Source organism: Pseudomonas mohnii, from assembly GCF_900105115.1.
In the GTDB taxonomy this organism is placed as follows: domain Bacteria; phylum Pseudomonadota; class Gammaproteobacteria; order Pseudomonadales; family Pseudomonadaceae; genus Aquipseudomonas; species Aquipseudomonas mohnii.
In genome coordinates this window covers 5,346,671-5,367,392 of the sequence record NZ_FNRV01000001.1, presented here as the reverse complement: position 1 = coordinate 5,367,392, position 20,722 = coordinate 5,346,671, and the positions used below count along the sequence as shown (strand labels likewise).

Sequence of the window (20,722 nt, the reverse complement as noted above, 5' to 3'; positions counted from 1 at the left end):
CGATTGTACAGCGCCTTGCGATCCAGTTTGCCATGGGGCGGGCACACGATAATCGTCGACAGTTCAACGATGTAACGCATTCCGGGGCGGGAAATTCAAGCGGGGTCGGTCAATTCGCGAACTGCGGCGCGCTCTGTGTCGCCGGGACCGGCAACACCGCAATTTTGTACGGATCGAATATCCTCAGCATCTGACCGTTATCCCGCAGCCCTTGCAACAACTTGCCGAATGCCTCGCTGCTGATGGGCGAGGCAGGACGCAGGATCGCGTAATGGTGATAGACCTGATCGATGCGCTCGGACACCAGAAATTGATCGGCGACCTTGTTGTTGCGCAAAAAATAGTCGCTGAGATAGGAACGCGTGACCAGGGCGATGTCGGCGCGCCCGCGCAGCACCATCAGCAAGTTGCTGTCATGGGAATACGTCAGCGTAGCGTTGTAGTTCTGCGCGAGGAATTTGGGATCGGCATTGAAGCCGGCAAATTCGTAGTGATAGCCGCTGAACATCGCCAGACGCTTGCCTGTCAGGTCGGCAAAGTAGTTTTGCTGGCGCACTGGCTGACCTTCATGCTGGCGCTGCGCGACAAAAATCTCGGCGTCTTCCAGGCCCATGTCGACGCTGGTGTGGGGGATGTCCTTCCAGCCCCAGTCGGGGTTTTCGAAGATCGCCATATCGACCCGCCCTTGTTTGAAATCACCGAAACGCCGGGGAATGGAGGTGGGCACCAGGACGAACTGATAGTCGTTTTGCAGGGCGTTGAGCGCCTCGACCAATTGCGGCAACAAACCGGTGTCGGCACCGGACTCCGGGCGCACGGTGTAGGGCGGAAAGTGCGCCGCACCGATACGCACCAACTGTGCAGCCTGGGACGGCAGGATCCATAACGCTACAAGCGCCATCAGCAAAAGCCGCGAAGCCGTCCGAATTGGCGAAGACATCAAAACTACCACTCCAAAAAAGTACTGCATCAATGCATTCAAGCTAGGCGGTTTAACCCAATTAGCCAGTTTCCTGCCGACCAATGCAATCTAATTATTTTTCCCCCAGCACCAGAATCAGCGCCTCGTCGGCCAGTTGATCAAGGCTCATGCTGCCACCGGCGCGAAACCAGGTGGTGGTCCAGGACAGTGCCCCGGTGAGAAAGCGTCGCGTGACAAACACATCACCGCGAATGAGACCGGCACTCTTCGCTTCCCCCAGTACCTGCAACCAGATGTCTTCGTAAATATCGCGCAACGCCAGTACCTTGGCCTGACCGTCCTCGGACAGTGAGCGCCATTCGTAGACCAGCACCGCCATGGCCTCGCCACTGCCGCCCATGATCGACTGCAATTCACAACGGATCAGCGCCAGCACCCGCTCGCGCACGTTGCTGGCGTCGGCGATGGCTGCACGCATCAGCGCGGTGTTGTAGCGAATGGTCTCCTCCATCACCGCCCGCAGGATTTCTTCCTTGCTTTTGAAGTGATGAAAAATGCTCCCTGACTGAATGCCCACGGCACCGGCCAGATCACGCACCGTGGTACGTTCGTAGCCTTTATTGCGAAACAGGTGAGCCGCCACTTGCAGGAGCTTGCCGCGGGCACTGTCCGGATCGGTCAATTGGCCGTTTTCGACCAGTTCGTGCATGACCCTCAGGGCTTTTTGCTCGTCCACCCGTTTTCTCCTACAGTCGAGATCACCGCTAAAACAGCGGGGTTGCGCGGGCAATTTAAGCTGCTGCCCGCAACCAAGCAAGCGCTCGGGCAGAAGTTATTTTAGCCGTTTACAAACCAAGCGCTTGCTTGGTAGTCTCAAGGCACTTCTGTCGGAGGTGGTTATGGAGTTGACTGCGCCAAAAACGATCCGCATCGGTTGCGCCAGCGCGTTCTGGGGCGACACCTCGACCGCCGCCGCGCAACTGGTGGAAGCTGGGCGCCTGGACTATCTGGTCTTCGACTACCTGGCGGAAATCACCCTGTCGATCATGGCCGGCGCACGGATGAAAGATCCCCAGGCCGGCTATGCCAGCGACTTTATCGAAGTGCTCAGTCCGCTGCTCAGCCAACTCTGCGAACAAAAAATCCGGGTCATCAGCAACGCCGGCGGGGTCAATCCACAGGCCTGCGCCACCGCGCTGCAAGCGGCGTGCGACAAAGCCGGCGTTGCACTGAAGATCGCCGTCCTGCTGGGCGATGACCTGCAACCGCAGTTCAAACAGCTGGGTTCTCGCGGCATCCATGAGATGTTCAGCGGCGCGCCGCTGCCGCCCCTGTGCGTCTCGACCAACGCTTACCTTGGCGCACCGGGCATTGTCGAAGCCCTGCGCCTGGGAGCGGACATCGTGATTACCGGGCGCGTGGTCGACAGCGCGGTGGTCAGCGCCGCGCTGGTGCATGAGTTCGGCTGGTCGTGGCATGACTACGACAAACTGGCCCAGGCGGCCCTGGCCGGCCACATCATCGAATGCGGCGCCCAGTGTACCGGCGGCAACTTCACCGATTGGCGCGACGTGCCCGACTACGAACACATCGGATTTCCCATCGTCGAAGTCAGCGCCGACAGCCAGTTCATCGTCAGCAAACCCGAAGGCTCTGGCGGGCTGGTCACCCCGCTGACGGTGGGCGAGCAAATGCTTTATGAAATCGGCGACCCAAGGGCCTATCTGCTGCCCGACGTGGTCTGCGATTTCACCCGGGTCAAACTCGTGCAGCAAGGCAAAAACGCGGTGCAGGTGCACGGTGCGAAGGGATTGCCGCCGACCGATCAATACAAAGTCAGCGCCACCTACCCGGATGGTTTTCGCTGCACCGCCAGTTGCCTGATCGCCGGCATCGATGCGGTCGACAAGGCTCGGCGGGTCAGCGAAGCGATCATCAACAAGACCTCGGAGATCTTCAGCCAGCGCGGCTGGGCGCCCTATAGCGAGGTCAACATCGAACTGCTCGGCAGCGAGGCCACTTACGGCCCCCATGGCCAGCGTCGCGACAGCCGCGAAGTGGTGATCAAACTCGCCGTGCGCCACCCGAATAAACAGGCATTGATCGTGTTCTCCCGGGAAATCGCCCAGGCCGCCACCGGCATGGCACCGGGGCTGACGGGTATTGTCGGCGGTCGCCCCACCGTATACCCGCTGATCCGCCTGTTCTCGTTCCTGATCGACAAAACCGCCTGCACGCTGGAAATTGATCTCATGGGCCAGCGCCATCCGTGCGCCCTGCCCGCCGTCGATATGCTCGACAGCGCCGACTTGCCCGCGCCGCTCGAACCACCCAAACCTGCGGGCATGGCCGACGCCAGCGTGGCGCTGGTCAAACTGGCCGTGGCCCGTTCGGGCGACAAGGGCAACCACAGCAACATCGGCGTGATGGCCCGCGACCCCGAGTACCTGCCCTGGATCGCCGAAGCCTTGACCCCGGCGGTGCTCGTCGACTGGATGAGCCATGTGCTGGACCCGATCCATGGCCGTGTCGAGCGCTGGTATCTACCCGCCACCCACAGCCTGAACTTCCTCCTGGAAAACGCCCTCGGGGGCGGCGGTGTCGCCAGCCTGCGGATCGACCCACAAGGCAAGGCGTTCGCCCAGCAACTGCTGGAAATCCAGATTCCGGTGCCGCAGCGCATCGCCGACCAGGTCAACTAGAGGGCTGCCGCCATGGCCTACGATTCGATTTTCAAAGCCGATTTGTTTGCAGGTTTTACCGTCATCGTCACCGGTGGCGGCAGTGGCATTGGCCGTTGCACCGCCCACGAACTGGCCGCCCTCGGCGCGCACGTGCTGCTGGTCGGACGCAAGGCCGACAAGTTGAAAACCGTCGCTGCCGAAATTACCGAAGACGGCGGCAGGGCCGACTGGAGCACTTGCGATATTCGCGAGGAAGATGCAGTGACGCACCTGGTTGGCGAACTGATCCGCAAGCACGGCCCGATCCACGGTCTGGTCAACAATGCCGGCGGGCAGTACCCGTCGCCATTGGCTTCGATCAATCAGAAGGGGTTCGAAACGGTGATGCGCACCAATCTGGTCGGCGGTTTCCTGATGGCCCGGGAAGTGTTCAACCAGTCCATGAGCAAGCACGGCGGCGCCATCGTCAATATGCTCGCCGACATGTGGGGCGGCATGCCGGGCATGGGCCACTCGGGCGCCGCGCGTTCCGGCATGGACAACCTGACCAAGACCGCGGCGTTCGAGTGGGGTTACGCCGGGGTGCGGGTCAACGCCGTGGCACCGGGCTGGATCGCGTCCAGTGGCATGGACACCTATGAAGGCGCGTTCAAGGCGGTGATCCCGACCTTGCGCGAACACGTGCCGCTCAAGCGGATCGGCACCGAGTCGGAGGTCAGCGCGGCCATCGTGTTCCTGCTCAGCCCGGCGGCGGCGTTTATCAGTGGCAGTACCCTGCGCATCGATGGCGCCGCGAGTCTCGGTGGCCGCGCATGGCCGATTCACAAGGCGACCAACAGTGAGTCGTACAACGGCTTTCACCGTGCGTACCTTCCAGACGTGCTCAAGGATAAGGAATAACCCATGCCGGTGATTCAGTCGCAACTCGATCCCCACAGCGAACAGTTCGCCCGCAATCGCGCGGCCATGCTGGTGGGGATCGAGCAGGTCCGCGAACTCGAGCAGAACCTGTTGAAAAAGGCGGCCGAGGCCAAGCCCAAGTTCGACAAGCGCGGACAATTGCTGCCCCGCGAACGCCTCAATCTGCTGCTGGACCCCGGAGCGCCCTTCCTCGAACTGGCGAGCCTGGCCGGTTACAAACTGCACGATGACAAGGATGGCAGCTCGGCCGGTGGCGGCCTGATCGCTGGCATCGGTTACGTGTCCGGCGTGCGCACTCTGGTGGTGGCGAACAACAGTGCGATCAAGGGCGGGACCATTTCCCCCAGCGGTTTGAAAAAGTCCCTGCGCCTGCAACAGATCGCCATGGAAAACAAACTGCCGGTGATCACCCTGGCCGAAAGCGGGGGCGCCAACCTCAACTACGCGGCGGATATTTTCGTCGAAGGCGCGCGCAGCTTTGCCAATCAGGCGCGGATGTCAGCCATGGGCCTGCCGCAGATCACCGTGGTGCATGGCTCGGCAACGGCGGGCGGTGCTTATCAACCCGGATTGTCGGATTACGTGGTGGTAGTACGGGGCAAGGCCAAGCTGTTTCTCGCCGGCCCGCCTCTGCTCAAGGCGGCGACTGGTGAAGTGGCGACCGACGAAGCGCTGGGCGGCGCCGAGATGCACGCGCAAGTGGCCGGCACCGCCGAATACCTGGCCGAAAACGATGCCGACGGTGTGCGTCAGGTGCGCGAGATCGTCAGCCTGTTGCCGTGGAACGACCGGTTGCCTGCGCTACCGGAACGTCACTGGGAAGAACCGCTCTACCCCATCGATGAATTGCTCGGCCTGATCCCGGATGATCCGAAAAAGCCCTACGACGTGCGCGAGATCATCGCCCGTATCGCCGACGGCTCGAACTTCCTCGAGTTCAAGGGCGAGTTCGACCAGCAAACCGTCTGCGGCCAACTGAAAATCCAGGGCCGCGCCTGCGGCTTCATCGGCAACAACGGCCCGATCACGCCCCAGGGCGCGAGCAAGGCTGCGCAGTTCATCCAGCTGTGCGACCAGAGCCAGACGCCGCTGCTGTTTTTTCATAACACCACGGGGTTCATGGTCGGCACCGAATCGGAACAGCAAGGCGTGATCAAGCATGGCGCAAAAATGATTCAAGCGGTGGCCAACGCCCGGGTGCCGAAACTGACGATCGTCGTCGGCGGTTCCTATGGCGCCGGCAACTATGCGATGTGCGGCCGCGGCCTCGACCCGCGCTTCATCTTCGCCTGGCCCAATAGCCGCACGGCGGTGATGGGCGGTGCCCAGGCCGGCAAAGTGCTGCGCATCGTCACCGAGGCCAAACAGGCCAAGGACGGCCTGGTGCCCGATCCGAAAATGCTCGACATGCTGGAACAGGTCACCGCGCAGAAACTCGACAGTCAGTCCACGGCGCTCTACGGCAGCGCCAATCTATGGGACGACGGCCTGATCGATCCGCGCGATACCCGGACCTTGCTCGGTTACTTGCTGGATATCTGTCACGAGGCCGAGGTACGGCCGCTGCACGCCAACAGTTTTGGGGTCGCACGGTTCTAGGCCGGCGACCAAAGGGAGAACAATAAAATGATTTTCACCCAGGAACATGAAGCCCTGCGCCGCACCGTCCGCCAATTCGTCGACAACGAGATCAATCCCCACGTCGAAGAATGGGAAAAGGCCGGACGCTTTCCGATCCACGAGATTTTCCGCAAGGCTGGCGACCTTGGCCTGCTGGGGATATCCAAACCGGAAAAATTCGGCGGCATGGGCCTGGACTACAGCTACTCGATCGTCGCCGCCGAAGAATTCGGCACCATTCATTGCGGTGGCATTCCCATGTCCATCGGCGTGCAGACCGACATGTGCACCCCGGCGCTGGCGCGTTTCGGCTCCGATGAATTGCGCGACGAATTCCTCCGTCCCGCGATCAGCGGCGAGCAAGTCGGCTGCATCGGCGTCTCCGAAGTCGGCGCCGGTTCCGACGTGGCCGGGTTGAAGACCACCGCGCGCAAGGACGGCGACGATTACGTGATCAACGGCAGCAAGATGTGGATCACCAATTCGCCGTGCGCCGATTTCATCTGTTTACTGGCCAATACGTCGGACGACAAACCGCACATCAACAAATCACTGATCATGGTGCCGATGAACACGCCGGGGATCAGCCTCAGCTCGCACCTGGACAAACTCGGCATGCGCAGCTCGGAAACCGCCCAGGTGTTTTTCGACAACGTGCGTGTGCCGCAACGCAATCGCATCGGCCATGAAGGCGCCGGGTTCATGATGCAGATGCTGCAGTTCCAGGAGGAACGCCTGTTCGGCGCGGCGAACATGATCAAGGGGCTGGAGTACTGCGTCGACAGCACGATCGAGTACTGCAAGGAGCGCAAGACCTTCGGCAGTGCATTGATCGACAACCAGGTCATTCACTTTCGCCTGGCCGAACTGCAAACCGAAATCGAATGCCTGCGAGCGCTGGTTTATCAGGCCACCGAGCAATACATCAAGGGTCATGACGTCACTCGCCTCGCGTCCATGGCCAAGCTCAAGGCCGGCCGGTTGGGCCGCGAAGTCAGCGACAGCTGCCTGCAATACTGGGGCGGCATGGGCTTCATGTGGGACAACCCGGTGGCCCGCGCCTACCGCGATGTACGGCTGGTGTCGATCGGCGGCGGTGCTGACGAAATCATGCTGGGGATCATCTGCAAACTCATGGGCATCCTGCCGGGGAAAAAGAAATGAGCACCTTGCCGGTTTGCCAGACCTTGCTGCTGGAGCCGCATAACGGCGTGCTGCACATCACCCTCAATCGCCCGGACAGCCGCAACGCCATGAGCTTGCAGATGGTCAGCGAACTGCGCGCTGTGCTCGCGGCGGTACGCGATGACCAGACGACCCGCGCCCTGGTCATTGGCGGGGCCGGCGGGCATTTCTGTGCAGGCGGCGACATCAAGGACATGGCCAATGCCCGCGCCCAAGGCCAGGATGCTTACCGCGATTTGAACCGCGCCTTCGGAGCCTTGCTCGAAGAAACCCAGCATGCGCCACAAGTGGTGATCACCGTGTTGCAAGGCGCCGTGCTGGGCGGCGGTTTCGGCCTGGCCTGTGTCAGTGACATCGCCCTGGCCGATCATCAGGCGCAATTCGGCCTGCCGGAAACCAGCCTCGGCCTGCTGCCGGCCCAGATCGCGCCGTTCGTGGTCCAGCGCATTGGTTTGACCCAGGCCCGGCGACTGGCCCTGACAGCGGCGCGATTCGATGGGACCCAGGCGCGGCGGATGGGGCTGGTGCATTTTGTCGAGCACGATCCACAAGCACTGGCCGAACGCCTCGATGAGGTGTTGGCCCATGTGCTGTGTTGTGCGCCGGGGGCGAATGCGGCGACGAAAAAGCTGTTGCTGGCAAGTGCTCCACAACCCTCGGATGAGCTGCTGAACGAAGCCGCGCAGTGGTTCAGCGAGGCGGTGACCGGGGCCGAAGGTATCGAGGGAACGATGGCCTTTGTGCAGAAGCGTAAACCGGGGTGGGCCTCCTGAAAAACATCGCTGGCAAGCCAGCTCCCACGGTGGATTTGTGCCACACACAACCCTGTGGGAGCTGGCTTGCCAGCGAAGAGGCCAGCACTTTCACCGCAAAACCAAGGGAAAAACCCATGCCCGCACTCAAAAAAATCCTCATCGCCAACCGCGGTGAAATCGCCTGCCGCATCCAGCGCACCGCCCAGGCCCTGGGCTACCGCACCGTCGCCGTGTTTAGCGATGCCGACGCCGATGCGCTGCATGTGCGGATGGCCGACGAAGCGGTGAACATCGGCCCGGCTCCGGTGCAACAGTCTTATCTGAACATCCCGGCAATCATCGAGGCCGCCCGGCGCACCGGCGCGGATGCGATCCATCCCGGCTACGGCTTTCTCTCGGAAAACGCCGGTTTCGCCCTCGCCTGCCAGCACGCCGGCATCACCTTCATCGGCCCCAGCCCCGAGGCGATCGAGTTGATGGGCAGCAAACGCCTGTCGAAGATCGCCATGCTCGAGGCCGGTGTGCCGTGCATCAAAGGCTATCAAGGTGCCGAACAGGACGACGCGACCCTGAGCCGCGAAGCCGAACGCATCGGCTATCCGCTGATGATCAAGGCCAGCGCTGGCGGTGGCGGACGCGGCATGCGCCTGGTACACGCGGCCAGCGACTTGCCGGAGCAGCTTCGCACCGCGCGCTCCGAAGCCCTACACGGTTTTGGCAGCGAAGAACTGATCCTCGAACAGGCCCTGATCGAACCACGGCATGTCGAAGTTCAATTGTTCGGCGATCAGCACGGCAACCTGATCTACCTCGGCGAACGGGATTGTTCGATTCAACGCCGCCATCAGAAGGTCATCGAGGAAGCCCCCTGCCCGGTCATGACCACCGAGCTGCGCCAGGCCATGGGTGAAGCGGCGCTCAAGGCAGGGCGCGCGGTGAATTACGTAGGTGCCGGTACGGTGGAGTTCCTGCTGGATGCGCGCGGACAGTTTTTCTTTCTGGAAATGAACACGCGGCTGCAGGTGGAGCATCCGGTGACGGAGCTGATCACTGGGCTTGATCTGGTGGCCTGGCAACTGAATATCGCCGAGGGGCAGCCTTTGCCGCTGCGTCAGGAACAGGTGCAACTCAACGGCCACGCCATGGAAGTCCGGCTGTATGCCGAGGACCCGGCCCAGGGTTTTCTGCCGCAGACCGGGCGCGTCGACGCTTGGGAACCCGCCGCGCAAAACGGTGCACGGATCGACCATGGCCTGATCGAAGGCCAACAGATCAGCCCTTTCTATGACCCCATGCTGGGCAAGATCATCGCCCATGGCGCCACCCGCGAGGAAGCCCGGCGCAAGTTACTGCGAGCGGTGCAGGACACCGTGCTGCTGGGGGTGCAGAGCAATCAGCGTTTGCTCGCCAGCCTGCTGGATCATCCACAATTCATCAGCGGCGAATTCAGCACCGGGTTCATCGCGCAGCATTTCGCCGACCATTCCTGCCTGCACCCACATGTCCCCGGCGCCGAGGAACTGGCAATTGCCGCGGCGCTGTTCTATCAGGCCTCTGCTCAATCGCATCGCGCTCCGCTGGCCGGTTGGCGCAACAACGCCAGTGTGCCGCTCCAGTATTGTCTGGGTTTGGAGGATCAGACGTGGTCGGTGGAGCTGAAGGCTATGCCGGGCAAGGCCTACCGGATTCAGACCGCGACCCGCGGCCTGGATCTGAACATCATCGAGTGCGATGGGCGCTGGGCCACGCTGGAAATCGACGGTATTCGCAAGCGCTATGCCTATCGAATGGAGGCCGGGCAACTGTGCCTGTTCACCCGTCCGGGCAGTCTGAGCCTGACGGATCGAACCCAGGCGCTGGTCAGCAATCAGGTCGGCGTCAGTTCCGGCACCCTCAAAGCGCCAATGGACGGAGCGATCGTCGATGTGCTGGTCCGTGAAGGCAGCCCGGTGAGTAAAGGCCAATTGCTGGTGGTGCTGGAGGCCATGAAGATGGAGCATCCGCTCAAGTCGGGCATCGACGGCGTCCTCAAGCGCTTGCAGGTGCAGGTGGGCGATCAGGTGAAAAACCGGCAGATTCTGTTGGAGGTCGAATAAGCCGCTAGGCGGATCCGCCGGGTTTGGCTACGCTCAAGCCCTATCAGGACGCGGATACCAGGAACCCTGCAATGCCTCACTGGCTGGTCATTGATCTGGAAGCCACCACCGATGAAGGTGGCTGGCCCATCACGGAAATGGAAATCATCGAAATCGGCGCCAGCCTGGTGGACCGCAAGGGCCGGGAGCTGGACCACTTCCAGCGCTTCGTCAAACCGGCACGGCGTCCGTTACTGACATCGTTTTGCCGGGAACTGACCCACATAACCCAGGTCAATATCGATGCCGCGCAGCCATTGGACGAGGTATGGGCATCGTTCGAGCGTTGGCTCGGCCAACATCGCACGCACCTTGAAGGCTGGGCCAGTTGGGGCGATTACGATCGCAAACAGCTGCTTCAGGAATGGCAGCGCCTGCACATCGACAGTGCACTGGCCAAGGTGCACCACATGAACCTCAAGCAGCGCTTTGCCAAGGTCCGACGCCTGGAGCGCCCACTGGGGCTCAATGGTGCCCTGCAACTGGCGGGTTTGCAGTTCACCGGCCAGCAACACCGGGCGCTGGAAGATGCGCGCAATACCGCACGGCTGCTGCCACTGGTTCTTCCCCTTTAGAGAGGTGACTCGGCGTTGGGCCTTGTGCATACTGGCCGGCCCTTTTTAGCCCTTTTCGAGGAATCGCCCATGTTTAAAGTCAACGAGTACTTCGACGGCAACGTCAAGTCGATCGCCTTTGACAACGCTGAAGGTCAGGCGACCATCGGTGTCATGGCTCCGGGTGACTACGACTTCGGTACCAGCCAGCGTGAAATCATGCACGTGGTGTCCGGCGCGTTGACCATTCAACTGCCGGATAGCACCGAATGGGAAACTTTCAACGCCGGCGACCAGTTCAACGTTCCGGCCAACAGCAAGTTCAAGGTGAAAGTGGCTGTCACCACCGCTTACCTGTGCGAATACCGCGGCTAAACCCCGGGTTTCACAGCAGCAAAAAAATGCCCGTGTCCAAGGACACGGGCATTTTTTATTGAGCGCCGTTACTCGAGGATGGTCACAGGCATACCGACTTGCAGCCGGCCATTGCCGTCATTGACCAGATTCTGGCCGAACATCGCGCCATCGGCTTCGGACCGGTACTTCTGCAGGGAGGCCAGGGGTTCGCGATCTGCGCTGCGCTCGCCGGTCTGCGGATCGATGGTGGTCAAAATGCAGCGCGCGCACGACTTGACCACCCGGAACTCGACATCGCCGATGCGAATGCGCTTCCAGCTGTCCTCGGCATACGCCTCGCTGCCTTCGATCACCAGATTCGGCCGAAAACGCAGCATTTCCAGCTCACGTCCGACTTTTTGCGACAGGTCTTCCAGCGATGCCTGGCCGATCAGCAGCAGCGGATACCCATCGGCAAACGCCACCTGATCGTCGTCCTTGCCATAACCGGCCTCGGTCATGCGCGCACGATCCAATGGCACTTGTACCAGGCGGGTCGGTTTGCCAATGAATTGGCTGACCCATGCGCCCGCTTCATCGCCGGCATCGGGCACACGCAGGGTGTCGCGCCAGATGGTGACGCCACGCAGTTCGGCGTCGCTTGCGGGCAAGGCGATATCGATCGGTGAGTGGTCGGGGGCGCTGAGGGTCAGGCCGCCTTCAGCATTCCACAACGCTGACAATTGGCTCATTTGCGCCACCGCACGCTGGGTCAGAAAGCGCCCACTGGCCTCGTCGACCAGCATCCAGCGTCGATCTCCGTCCAGCCCCAGTTTGTCGAGGCTGACCTGCTGCAAAGGCTCACCCTTGCCAGATTTCAACGGATAACGATAAAGCGCGCTCAGACGCAACATGACCTGCTCCCTGGGAGGTAAAAACGCCACCCTATACGAGCTTGATCGCTGAATCAAAGGCCAAAAAACAGTGGGAGCGGCTCGCCGGATAAAGCGACGTCACAGACTCAGCCGACTCCTACAGGTTGTTTGCGGGCGTGTTCAGGCCGGCACGGCGTCGAGCATCAGGCGCTGACGCACCACGTCGACGAGTTTGTCGGGCTGGAACTTGGAGAGGAAATTATCGCAGCCAACCTTCTTGACCATGGAGTCGTTGAAGCTGCCGGACAAAGACGTGTGCAACACCACATACAGGCCTCGCAAACGTGGATCGTTGCGGATCTCGGTGGTCAGGCGATAGCCGTCCATTTCCGGCATTTCCGCATCGGTGAAAACCATCAACAGTTTGTCGGTCATGTTGACGCCGGTATCGGCCCAGCCCTTGAGCATGTTCAGCGCCTTCAAGCCATCGCTGGCAATGTGCATCTTCACACCCAACTGCCCCAGCGTGTCACGCAACTGCGACAGGGCCACATTCGAGTCATCCACCAGCAACACTTCACGACCACGGGCACGCTCCAGCACCGGATCGTCGAGCTTGTCGCGGGATACCTTGGCGTTGTAAGGGACGATTTCCGCCAGGACTTTTTCAACGTCGATGATTTCCACCAACTGATCATCGACCTTGCTGATGGCGGTCAGGTAATGCTGACGACCGGCGCTGGTCGGCGGCGGCAGAATGGCTTCCCAGTTCATATTGACGATACGGTCCACCCCCCCACCAGGAATGCCTGAACCGAACGGTTGTACTCGGTAACGATGATCGTGCTGTTCGGGCCTGGCACCAGTGGACGCATGCCGATGGCCTGGGACAGGTCAATCACCGGCAGGGTCTGGCCACGCAGGTTGACCACGCCACAAACGAACGGGTGACGCTGAGGCATCAGGGTCAGCTTCGGCAGTTGCAGGACTTCCTGCACTTTAAAGACGTTGATCGCAAACAATTGCCGTCCGGCCAGCCGGAACATGAGAATTTCCAGGCGATTCTCACCCACCAGTTGCGTACGTTGGTCTACCGTATCGAGAATGCCGGCCATTCAATGACTCCTGGGCTTGTTCTGATGAATTCACTATTGGAAGGTTATCGGCTGTTTTTGCCGGAGCTTGACCCCTTGCAAAATGCCACGCACAGGCATTGATGTCACATTAACATCATGCTTTACTGGCGTTGTGATTTCATCTGCTACACTCCTGCAACGCGACCACAGCTTTCGCGTTCGGTTCCTTTGCGTAAGGGATTCCCCTAGCATCAATCAGGTAAAACCTGATATTCGCAATATCCAATAGCCATTAATGTGACGCCATTCTCATTGCATGAATGGAGTCAGGCTTGTGTGTGCGATTGCAGGTAAGTGGCCAGCCACCCTTTCGATTACTACTGCCCGCACTCCAGCCGGCTGTAGCGCGATCCCACGACCAAACGGTTACGTCGGGACGCTGTCCGTCCTGATCGACACGCGCGACATCCCCTCATTAGTCATGACGTTGTGGAGATAAGCATGCCGAACAATCGCAATGAATGGGCACAGCGGATCCCTGAATTTCTCGTCGAAGCTGAAACACTCCTGGCCAAGACCGAGGAATGCCTGAGTCATTTGCAACTGATCAGCAATGACAAGGACGCGATCGACTGCATGCTCAGTACCCTCCTCAAGCTGGCCAACAAGGCCGATGCCCTGGCGCTGGCCGCTGTTTCGGAATTCTCCTTACACATACACGGCTTGCTCAATCATGCGCAGAATCATATGGATCTGCATGACGAGGCCCTGAGCGCGCTGAAAGACTGCCTGACACTGATTGCCTGGCAACTCGAACTCATCGACCAGAAAACCGGCCAGCTCAGCCTTGATGAAAGTGAACAGACCACCCTGATTGAAGCGTTTGCCTGTCAGGTTGGACAAAGTCAGTTTCGGCCACCGATTAACTCCAAACCCTTCACAATCATTTCCTATGCTGAACAGAGTTAAAACGACAGAACGACCCGTATTTCTTTTTTTCCCGATGACGACTCAGTAACTTGAGCAAACACACATCGCAACTGGCTATTGCATATTTAAGCGACAACCCCCAACAAATAACTAATCTCCTCGACAGCCGACAGCCTAGGGTTTTGCCTGATATTAAATGACAAAAACCTATAGACAAACGGCCCCCCTGCGCCGACGAAACAGCCTCCTTTTTGCTGGCTGGAGCCAGGGTTTGGACTCGTGTTTCCTGACTCCAACGACATCTATCGCGTACGCGACCAACGGTATCTTAAGTGGTATTATGCCGCCCAATAGTTTGCGTCAAGTAATGGCACCGTGATTGCAGACGGTCGTAATCCGATCAAGTTCCAGACTGGATTCTTAGTCAGAATACGCCCCGTTGAAGTCGATGCCTGATACTAAAAAACATAGACCCGTCAGCTTGCATGACCAGTCTGCCCGCAGCGAACATCCATTGGCTCCATCCGCTATGCACGCCAGCCTCAAGTCCATTGCCAAGTGGCCACCTTCCAGAGAAAATGCAAGTCGGTTCACCCTTGCTCTGTGCGCCGCCTCGACGCTCGGCAATCTGCTGATCTACAGCCTGTCCGCGCATCTGCCACCAGGTTTGCTGGTGCTCAACATAGCGGCATTGGGCTGCGTCTGGATGCAGTATCACCTGTCGCGCAAGTCGATCAAATTCCAGCCTCAGGAGTTGGCCGACCGCTTGCTGCAGGTTCAGGAAAACGAGCGTCATCGACTGAGCCGGGAACTGCATGACGACATCGGTCAGTTGCTGACGGCAGCAAAGCTTCAAAGTGACTGGCTCAGGCGCCGAATGCCGGAAGAACTGCAGGGACAATGCTCGGTGCTCTGCGATACGCTGGACGAAACCCTGACCAAAGTTCGCGATGTATCGGCCATCCTCAATCCCCGACAACTGACCAGCCTTGGGCTGGAAGCCAGCCTGCGTGCACATCTGCTCAAGACGCTGACCAATACGTCGGTACACTGGAGCCTTGAATGCCATCAACGCCTGACGGGCATCCCGGAAGAGATGGCAGTGGCCGCTTTTCGAATCACTCAGGAAGCGATCACCAACATACTGCGACATGCCGAAGCGAAAAACCTTCTGGTCTGCCTCCAGCGCTTGCCGCAAGGCCTGTCGCTGCTGATCAGTGACGACGGCCTGGGGTTTGCGCCGGCTACAGATCCCGGTCGCGAGGGGCAACGTGGTATGGCCGGGATGTCGGAACGGATCGCTCAGTTGGGTGGCACACTGACCGTGACCAGCGAACCGGGCAAAGGCACTCAAATCGAAGCTCTCCTCCCTTGGGCACCTCGCGCGCTCGAACGGGCCAGTACGAAAAAGGTTATACATTGACTTGTAACTTACTTCTGGTGGATGACCACTCGCTGATCAGGGCTGGCGTACGCGCCCTGGTGCTCGACCTTCCTGGCTACGCGGTCATTGGCGAGGCCGATGACGGCTCGCAATTGCTCGCGATGGTCGAGCATCTGTCCCCGGATATCGTGCTGCTGGACATTTCCATGAAGCAAACCGGCGGCGTTGAAGCCTTGCAGCAGCTCAAGCGGATACGCCCACAGGCCAAGGTGCTGATCCTGTCGATGCACACCGACCCGGCACTGATCATGCAGGCGCTGGAATCGGGTGCCCATGGCTACCTGCTCAAGGACACCACAGCCACTGAGCTGGAACAGGCGCTGGAGGCGTTGCGAAACAACGAACGTTACCTGAGCCCGGCCATCGCCCATACGGTTATCAACCAGGCGCTGACCCGAACCCAGAAAAACCAGACTGAATCCGTTGATTCGCACAACCTGACGCCCCGTCAGCTGGAAATCCTTCGTTTGATTGTTCGGGGAAAATCCACCCGGGAAATCGCCAACGGCCTGGGCCTGAGCGTCAAGACAGTTGAAACCCATCGCTCGCAGATCATGAAACGCTTGCAGATCTTCGATGTGGCAGGCCTTGTTTTATTCGCCGTGCGCGAGCAGATCATCAGTCTGGACGATTAACGCTGGCGCCCAACAACGGCGAATGCTCGGGCAAATGCACCCTTAGCGCCCCCGGTCGAGCCGAGAATCGCAGGTTGTCACCTTCCAACGGCTCGCCATCGAGGTTGATGTGCAGGCCTTCGGAGGCCTTGATCTCGACCCAAGGCAGGCGTGCCCGCACGAACATGTTGTCGATACCAAAGCCATCGGCCAGCAGGTTTTTCAAGGTGCCCACCAGTTCCTGCGGTGCCGGCAAAATGCTGATATCGAGCAGACCGTCGTCCGCCAGCGCTTGCGGACATAACACATGGCCACCTCCCGCCTGCCGGCCATTACCGATGCCCAACGCCAACAGCTCGCCACTCCAGTGAAAATCCGGTCCGTGCAACTCGCCATAAGCCGCGTGCAACTCACTGAAACGTGACAGACCCGTGAAGAGATACGCAGCGCCACCGAGGACTTTTTTCAGCTCCTCCGAGGTATTGGCGGTGACCTGGCTGCCGAAACCGCCCGTGGCCATGTTCAAGAACACTTGCCCGCCCACGTCCCCCAGATCGATGGGGCTGGGCGCACGCTCCAGAAGTTCCAGTGCCTGATCCGGCTCCAGTGGAATACCGGCGGCGCGGGCAAAATCATTGGCGGTTCCCAGAGGCATCAGCACCAGGCTGGCCCCGGTCGAATGCGCCGCCATGGCCTCGGCAATATCACGCAACGTGCCATCGCCACCGCCAGCGATGATTTGCCGGTAGCCGGCGGTCAGTGCTTCATCCACCAGCCGCTGTGCGTCACCGGCCTCCCAGGTCACCCGGACAGCCAGTTCCCAACCCTGCTCGCGCTTGCTTTCGACGGCAGCACGCACTGCCTCGTTGAGCGCCTGCTTACCATGCAATATCAACAGCGCCTTGCGTTCGCTCATCGGTGTCACTCCCGGGATTGATTGGCCTATGGGAGATGTTGACCGCGACGCAACCGATAAAAGTCGCAAGAAATTGAATTATTTCCAGTCGAGTCGACTTGAGCCCTATGTAGCAGGATTTTTCTTACAAAACGTGAGGAATCGGCTCAATTGACCAGAAAGTGTGATTGGTCCACTTTGGTGCCTTCGGTTTTTAGTGATCAGCAGCACAAACACAAGGACGTGCCATGCAGAGCCATCACTCCAGCCTATCGGTGTTTCCGGTCGCACCACTCGCAGAGAAACAGGCCAACCAGCCGGCTGAAATCAAAAACAGCATGAAACCCAACGGAGAAGTTGATATGGAACCTCGCGTCACTGAACTGGAAACACGCCTCAAGTGCATCCGAAGGGACATGGAAGACATTCGCAGTGACCTCAAATCCATCAAGCACCGACTCGCCTATTCGGCTGGCGGAACAGCCGTAGTCCTCGGGCTTCTCGGCTGGATCGCCAATAGTCGTTTCGAGCAGCTCGTGACACTGCTTCTGGCGAATTAAAGCCTCATCAACGCAAAACCCGGTTCGATCAACCGGGCTTGCAAGACGAAGATTGTTCACCGGGTCAGCCCAGGACTTCGCTCAACGGTATGAAGTACACACTGTCACCTACGACAAGCGTACGATCCTCGAGCACCTCAACCAGTCCATCGGCCCAGGCGGCGCTGCGCAACACCCCGGAACTCTGGTTCCTGTAGATGATCGCCCGACCATTCTCCAGGCGACCGCGCAAATACTCGCGTCGATTGCCGGCTTTGAGCCAGTCAAATCCTGCCTGTACCTGCACTTTCAACGGCTCGACTTCCTTTACCCCCTGACGACGCAGGAGATAGGGCCGTGTCAGCAAGGCAAAGGTCACCAGGGTTGATGCCGGATTGCCGGGCAAGCCAATGACCGGAACGCCACGGAAGTGCCCGAATGTCAGTGGTTTGCCGGGTTTGATGGCGAGTTTCCACAATGCCAACTCACCCTCTTCCCGCAAGGCAATGCCCAAAAAGTCCGCCTCACCTACCGATACGCCCCCCGTCGAGAGAATCAGATCGACATCCTTCAACTCGCCAAGGCGCGCGCGCGTGGTGGTCAGGTCATCCGGCAGGATACCGGCATCGATCACTTCGCAACCCAAACGCTGTAACCAACTGCAGAGCAACACACGGTTGCTGTTATAGATCTGGCCAGGCCCCAGCGCCTGCCCTGGTTCAATCAATTCGTCCCCGGTGGAAAGAACCGCGACACGAACCTTTCGAATCACGTCCAGCTCGGCACACCCCAGCGAAGCCGCCAGGCCTTGCTCGATCGGCCCCAGACGAGTCCCCGCCGGCAAAATCAGTTCACCGATGGTGGTTTCCTGGCCTTGTGGACGGATGTTTTGCCCAAGGGTCATGGTTTCGGCGAAATGTATTCGCTCATCTGCCTGGATGACCGCGTTTTCCTGCATCTCGACGCAGTCAGCACCCGCCGGTACAGGGGCACCCGTGAAGATTCTGGCACAGGTACCCGGCTGCAATGGTTCGGGTGCCTGCCCGGCAAATATCTTCTGACTGACAACCAACGGCTCACCCGTCCAGTCAGCCAGGCGCAAGGCATAACCGTCCATGGCGCTGTTGGGCCACGGGGGCAAATCAAGGGTCGACACCAAATCGTCCGCCAGCACACGGCCTTGCACCTGCGCCAACGGCAAGCGTTCACGCTCATGAATCCGGGAGTTGTCGGCCAATTCCAGCAGGCGTGCCAGCGCCACCTCGACCGGCATCAGGCTGCCGGTCTTGCCCGGTTTACCCACGGGATTCACAGGGTGCCGCCTGTTTCAAATGAGCCACGAAATTACAGGGGCGATGGCGCGAGTCCAGTTGTTCGGAAAGAATGCCATCCCAACCCGTGCGCACCGCATTGGTCGAGCCTGGCAGGCAGCAGACCAGCGTCCCGTTCGCCAGACCGGCCAGGGCGCGGGACTGAACAGTGGAGGTGCCGATGTCCGCCACCGAAATCTGCCGGAACAACTCACCGAAGCCATCGACTTGTTTATCGAGCAGGCAGCTCACCGCTTCCGGGGTGCTGTCGCGACCGGTAAAACCGGTGCCGCCGGTGATCAGCACGACCTGCACCACATCATCGGCAATCCAGTTGGCGACTTGCGCGCGAATTTTGTAGAGGTCATCTTTAAGCAATACCCGGGAGGCCAGGTTATGGCCGGCAGCCGTCAAGCGGTCGACGAAGACCTGGCCTGAGGTATCGGTTTCCAGGGTACGGGTATCGCTGACAGTCAGCACCGCAATGTTGAGCGGCGCGAAAGGTACATCAGCCTTGGCTTTCATAGGCTCGTCCAGTTGTAGGAGAAACAGCCCGGTGTTATATCACAGCGCCTCATTTTTTCGCCGCCCTCCCATGTCTGATGGAGAACCGCCATGACTTCGAATCAGTTGCCGCCCTGCTCCATTCTGCTCCTGGCAGGCGGTCGCGGCCAGCGCATGGGAGGGCAGGATAAAGGGTTGCTGGACTGGCACGGTGAACCGCTGATTGCACATCTGCATCGCAAGACACGGCCACTGAGCGATGACCTGATCATCTCCTGCAACCGGAACCCGGAAAAATACGCGCCTTATGCCGATCAACTGGTGCATGACGACGAAGGTGACTTTCCCGGGCCGTTGGCCGGCATTCGTGCAGGATTGAAAGCCGCTCGCCATACACATCTGCTGGTCTTGCCGTGTGATGTTCCACGCATCGATGCCGCCCTGCTCAACAGCATGCGCGGAACCGCCAACCAGCATCCCGACAAGCCGTTGATGCTGCGCCATGGCGAGCACTGGGAACCTCTACTGTGCGTCATTCCCGTGGCACTTCGCGCTGACTTCGAAAGCGCCTGGAACGACGGCGAGCGCAGCCCGGGCCGACTTATGCGCAAACTGGGCGCTACCGCATTGCAGTGTCCTGATAATGATCCACGCCTGGCCAATCTCAACACACCGGAACTGTTAAGCGCGCACAACACTGTGTCAGACTGAACCTATCAAGGAACTTGCACGTTCTGCATACGTCTCAAGCTCAGTAACCAAAAGAATTCATTTTCGGAGATACACCCATGACTCAACGGATCCTGGCCACTTTCACGCTCGCACTGGGCCTCGCTACCCTGGCCGGTTGCGCGTCGCCTGCAGTGATCACCTTGAACGACGGTCGTGAAATCCAGGCCGTCGACACGCCACACTATGACAAGGATTCGGGCTTCTACGAATTCGAACAACTGGATGGCAAACAGACCCGCATCAATAAGGATCAGGTTCGTACCGTTAAAGAGTTGTAATTCGCGCAGCGGACACCGGATACAAGAATGCCCCGACTCGTCGGGGCATTTTTTTGTCCGCATCAAATTCATGAAGCCGAATCGGATTGACGCGATTACGGATTCGGTTCGTTGCTCAGCTTATCCGCGCGTGACAGGGCTTGCGTAGCTTCGGTAACGCATTTCGTGTTATCCCCGGCAAGCTTGGACGCTTCGGCACTGGCCAACAACCGCCTGATTTCCATGGTGGTGTTTTCAGAGGTGGCTGGCAGGCTCGTGACTTTGTCCTTGAGCTCCTGAAGCTTGGCGGTGCATAGATTGTTGTCTGCGGCGAATGCAGGAGAGGCCAACATTGCAGCGCAAATGAATATTCCAGCGAAAGCGGTACGTTTCATGGGGGTTTCCTTGCACGATAGGTCTCGGTGCTACCGGGC

21 protein-coding genes and 1 pseudogene are annotated in these 20,722 nt (G+C 59.6%); 14 read left to right on the top strand and 8 right to left on the bottom strand.

The features are described from left to right. Window positions 1-109: 109 nt before the first annotated feature. Both BLV61_RS25115 and BLV61_RS25110 read right to left on the bottom strand, forming a co-directional pair. Window positions 110-940 (bottom strand): substrate-binding periplasmic protein, encoded by an 831-nt coding sequence (locus tag BLV61_RS25115; RefSeq protein WP_081998002.1) that lies wholly within the window; start codon window positions 938-940, stop codon window positions 110-112. Between the two features lie 94 nt (window positions 941-1,034). Beyond that, window positions 1,035-1,658, bottom strand: a complete 624-nt coding sequence (locus tag BLV61_RS25110) for a TetR/AcrR family transcriptional regulator (protein WP_047527272.1) — start codon at window positions 1,656-1,658, stop codon at window positions 1,035-1,037. Between the two features lie 163 nt (window positions 1,659-1,821). On the opposite strand from BLV61_RS25110, the gene BLV61_RS25105 reads away from it, so the two are divergent. From BLV61_RS25105 to ppnP, 8 genes are all read left to right on the top strand, one after another. Next, window positions 1,822-3,624, top strand: coding sequence for an acyclic terpene utilization AtuA family protein (locus tag BLV61_RS25105; protein WP_090468127.1), 1,803 nt, complete (start codon window positions 1,822-1,824; stop codon window positions 3,622-3,624). A 12-nt stretch (window positions 3,625-3,636) separates the two neighbouring features. Beyond that, complete coding sequence (locus BLV61_RS25100) at window positions 3,637-4,506, top strand: SDR family oxidoreductase (protein ID WP_090468124.1); 870 nt, start codon at window positions 3,637-3,639, stop codon at window positions 4,504-4,506. Window positions 4,507-4,509: 3 nt separating this feature from the next. Next, window positions 4,510-6,126, top strand: a complete 1,617-nt coding sequence (gene atuC, locus BLV61_RS25095) for a geranyl-CoA carboxylase subunit beta (protein ID WP_090468122.1) — start codon at window positions 4,510-4,512, stop codon at window positions 6,124-6,126. A gap of 27 nt (window positions 6,127-6,153) precedes the next feature. Further along, window positions 6,154-7,311, top strand: a complete 1,158-nt coding sequence (gene atuD / locus BLV61_RS25090) for a citronellyl-CoA dehydrogenase (protein ID WP_047527267.1) — start codon at window positions 6,154-6,156, stop codon at window positions 7,309-7,311. Then, window positions 7,308-8,105 (top strand): enoyl-CoA hydratase/isomerase family protein, encoded by a 798-nt coding sequence (locus BLV61_RS25085; protein ID WP_090468120.1) that lies wholly within the window; start codon window positions 7,308-7,310, stop codon window positions 8,103-8,105. Before atuD ends, BLV61_RS25085 begins: the two co-directional genes overlap by 4 nt. A gap of 116 nt (window positions 8,106-8,221) precedes the next feature. Beyond that, window positions 8,222-10,183 carry an acetyl/propionyl/methylcrotonyl-CoA carboxylase subunit alpha gene (locus tag BLV61_RS25080; protein WP_090468118.1) on the top strand — a complete coding sequence of 654 codons (1,962 nt, stop codon included), beginning with the start codon at window positions 8,222-8,224 and terminating at the stop codon, window positions 10,181-10,183. A 71-nt stretch (window positions 10,184-10,254) separates the two neighbouring features. Further along, window positions 10,255-10,797, top strand: a complete 543-nt coding sequence (locus BLV61_RS25075) for a 3'-5' exonuclease (RefSeq protein ID WP_090468117.1) — start codon at window positions 10,255-10,257, stop codon at window positions 10,795-10,797. 69 nt (window positions 10,798-10,866) lie between these two features. Next, a complete protein-coding gene (ppnP, locus tag BLV61_RS25070) occupies window positions 10,867-11,151 on the top strand; it encodes a pyrimidine/purine nucleoside phosphorylase (RefSeq protein WP_047527262.1) in 285 nt (94 codons plus the stop codon). Window positions 11,152-11,219: 68 nt separating this feature from the next. On the opposite strand, the gene BLV61_RS25065 is transcribed toward ppnP, so the two are convergent. Then, window positions 11,220-12,026: an MOSC domain-containing protein gene (locus BLV61_RS25065; RefSeq protein ID WP_090468115.1), complete on the bottom strand. Its 807-nt coding sequence runs from the start codon at window positions 12,024-12,026 to the stop codon at window positions 11,220-11,222. 141 nt (window positions 12,027-12,167) lie between these two features. Next, a pseudogene (locus BLV61_RS25060) lies at window positions 12,168-13,102 on the bottom strand (chemotaxis protein CheV). A gap of 462 nt (window positions 13,103-13,564) precedes the next feature. Between BLV61_RS25060 and BLV61_RS25055 the strand changes: the two are divergent. The 3 genes from BLV61_RS25055 to BLV61_RS25045 all read left to right on the top strand — a co-directional run bounded on the left by BLV61_RS25055 (window position 13,565) and on the right by BLV61_RS25045 (window position 16,072). Next, window positions 13,565-14,032: a hypothetical protein gene (locus tag BLV61_RS25055; RefSeq protein ID WP_047527258.1), complete on the top strand. Its 468-nt coding sequence runs from the start codon at window positions 13,565-13,567 to the stop codon at window positions 14,030-14,032. A gap of 490 nt (window positions 14,033-14,522) precedes the next feature. Beyond that, the gene (locus tag BLV61_RS25050; protein WP_047527257.1) at window positions 14,523-15,416 is read left to right on the top strand and encodes a sensor histidine kinase; all 894 of its coding nucleotides are present in this window, start codon (window positions 14,523-14,525) and stop codon (window positions 15,414-15,416) included. Then, complete coding sequence (locus tag BLV61_RS25045) at window positions 15,413-16,072, top strand: response regulator (RefSeq protein ID WP_090468113.1); 660 nt, start codon at window positions 15,413-15,415, stop codon at window positions 16,070-16,072. The genes BLV61_RS25050 and BLV61_RS25045 overlap by 4 nt, the downstream gene beginning before the upstream one ends. On the opposite strand, the gene yegS is transcribed toward BLV61_RS25045, so the two are convergent. Next, window positions 16,056-16,967 (bottom strand): lipid kinase YegS, encoded by a 912-nt coding sequence (yegS, locus tag BLV61_RS25040; RefSeq protein ID WP_090468111.1) that lies wholly within the window; start codon window positions 16,965-16,967, stop codon window positions 16,056-16,058. The two genes, BLV61_RS25045 and yegS, sit on opposite strands and share 17 nt — an antisense overlap. Window positions 16,968-17,194: 227 nt before the next feature. On the opposite strand from yegS, the gene BLV61_RS25035 reads away from it, so the two are divergent. Then, a complete protein-coding gene (locus tag BLV61_RS25035; protein ID WP_090468109.1) occupies window positions 17,195-17,506 on the top strand; it encodes a hypothetical protein in 312 nt (103 codons plus the stop codon). Between the two features lie 64 nt (window positions 17,507-17,570). Here BLV61_RS25035 and BLV61_RS25030 read toward each other — a convergent pair whose 3' ends face one another. Continuing rightward, the gene (locus BLV61_RS25030; RefSeq protein ID WP_090468106.1) at window positions 17,571-18,797 is read right to left on the bottom strand and encodes a molybdopterin molybdotransferase MoeA; all 1,227 of its coding nucleotides are present in this window, start codon (window positions 18,795-18,797) and stop codon (window positions 17,571-17,573) included. Further along, window positions 18,781-19,320, bottom strand: a complete 540-nt coding sequence (gene moaB, locus BLV61_RS25025) for a molybdenum cofactor biosynthesis protein B (protein WP_047527249.1) — start codon at window positions 19,318-19,320, stop codon at window positions 18,781-18,783. The genes BLV61_RS25030 and moaB overlap by 17 nt, the downstream gene beginning before the upstream one ends. A gap of 90 nt (window positions 19,321-19,410) precedes the next feature. On the opposite strand from moaB, the gene mobA reads away from it, so the two are divergent. Both mobA and BLV61_RS25015 read left to right on the top strand, forming a co-directional pair. Beyond that, window positions 19,411-20,010, top strand: a complete 600-nt coding sequence (gene mobA, locus BLV61_RS25020; RefSeq protein WP_090468103.1) for a molybdenum cofactor guanylyltransferase MobA — start codon at window positions 19,411-19,413, stop codon at window positions 20,008-20,010. Window positions 20,011-20,087: 77 nt separating this feature from the next. Continuing rightward, window positions 20,088-20,309, top strand: coding sequence for a YgdI/YgdR family lipoprotein (locus BLV61_RS25015; RefSeq protein WP_090468101.1), 222 nt, complete (start codon window positions 20,088-20,090; stop codon window positions 20,307-20,309). 95 nt (window positions 20,310-20,404) lie between these two features. Here BLV61_RS25015 and BLV61_RS25010 read toward each other — a convergent pair whose 3' ends face one another. Continuing rightward, complete coding sequence (locus tag BLV61_RS25010) at window positions 20,405-20,683, bottom strand: hypothetical protein (protein ID WP_047527243.1); 279 nt, start codon at window positions 20,681-20,683, stop codon at window positions 20,405-20,407. Between the last annotated feature and the right edge of the window lie 39 nt (window positions 20,684-20,722).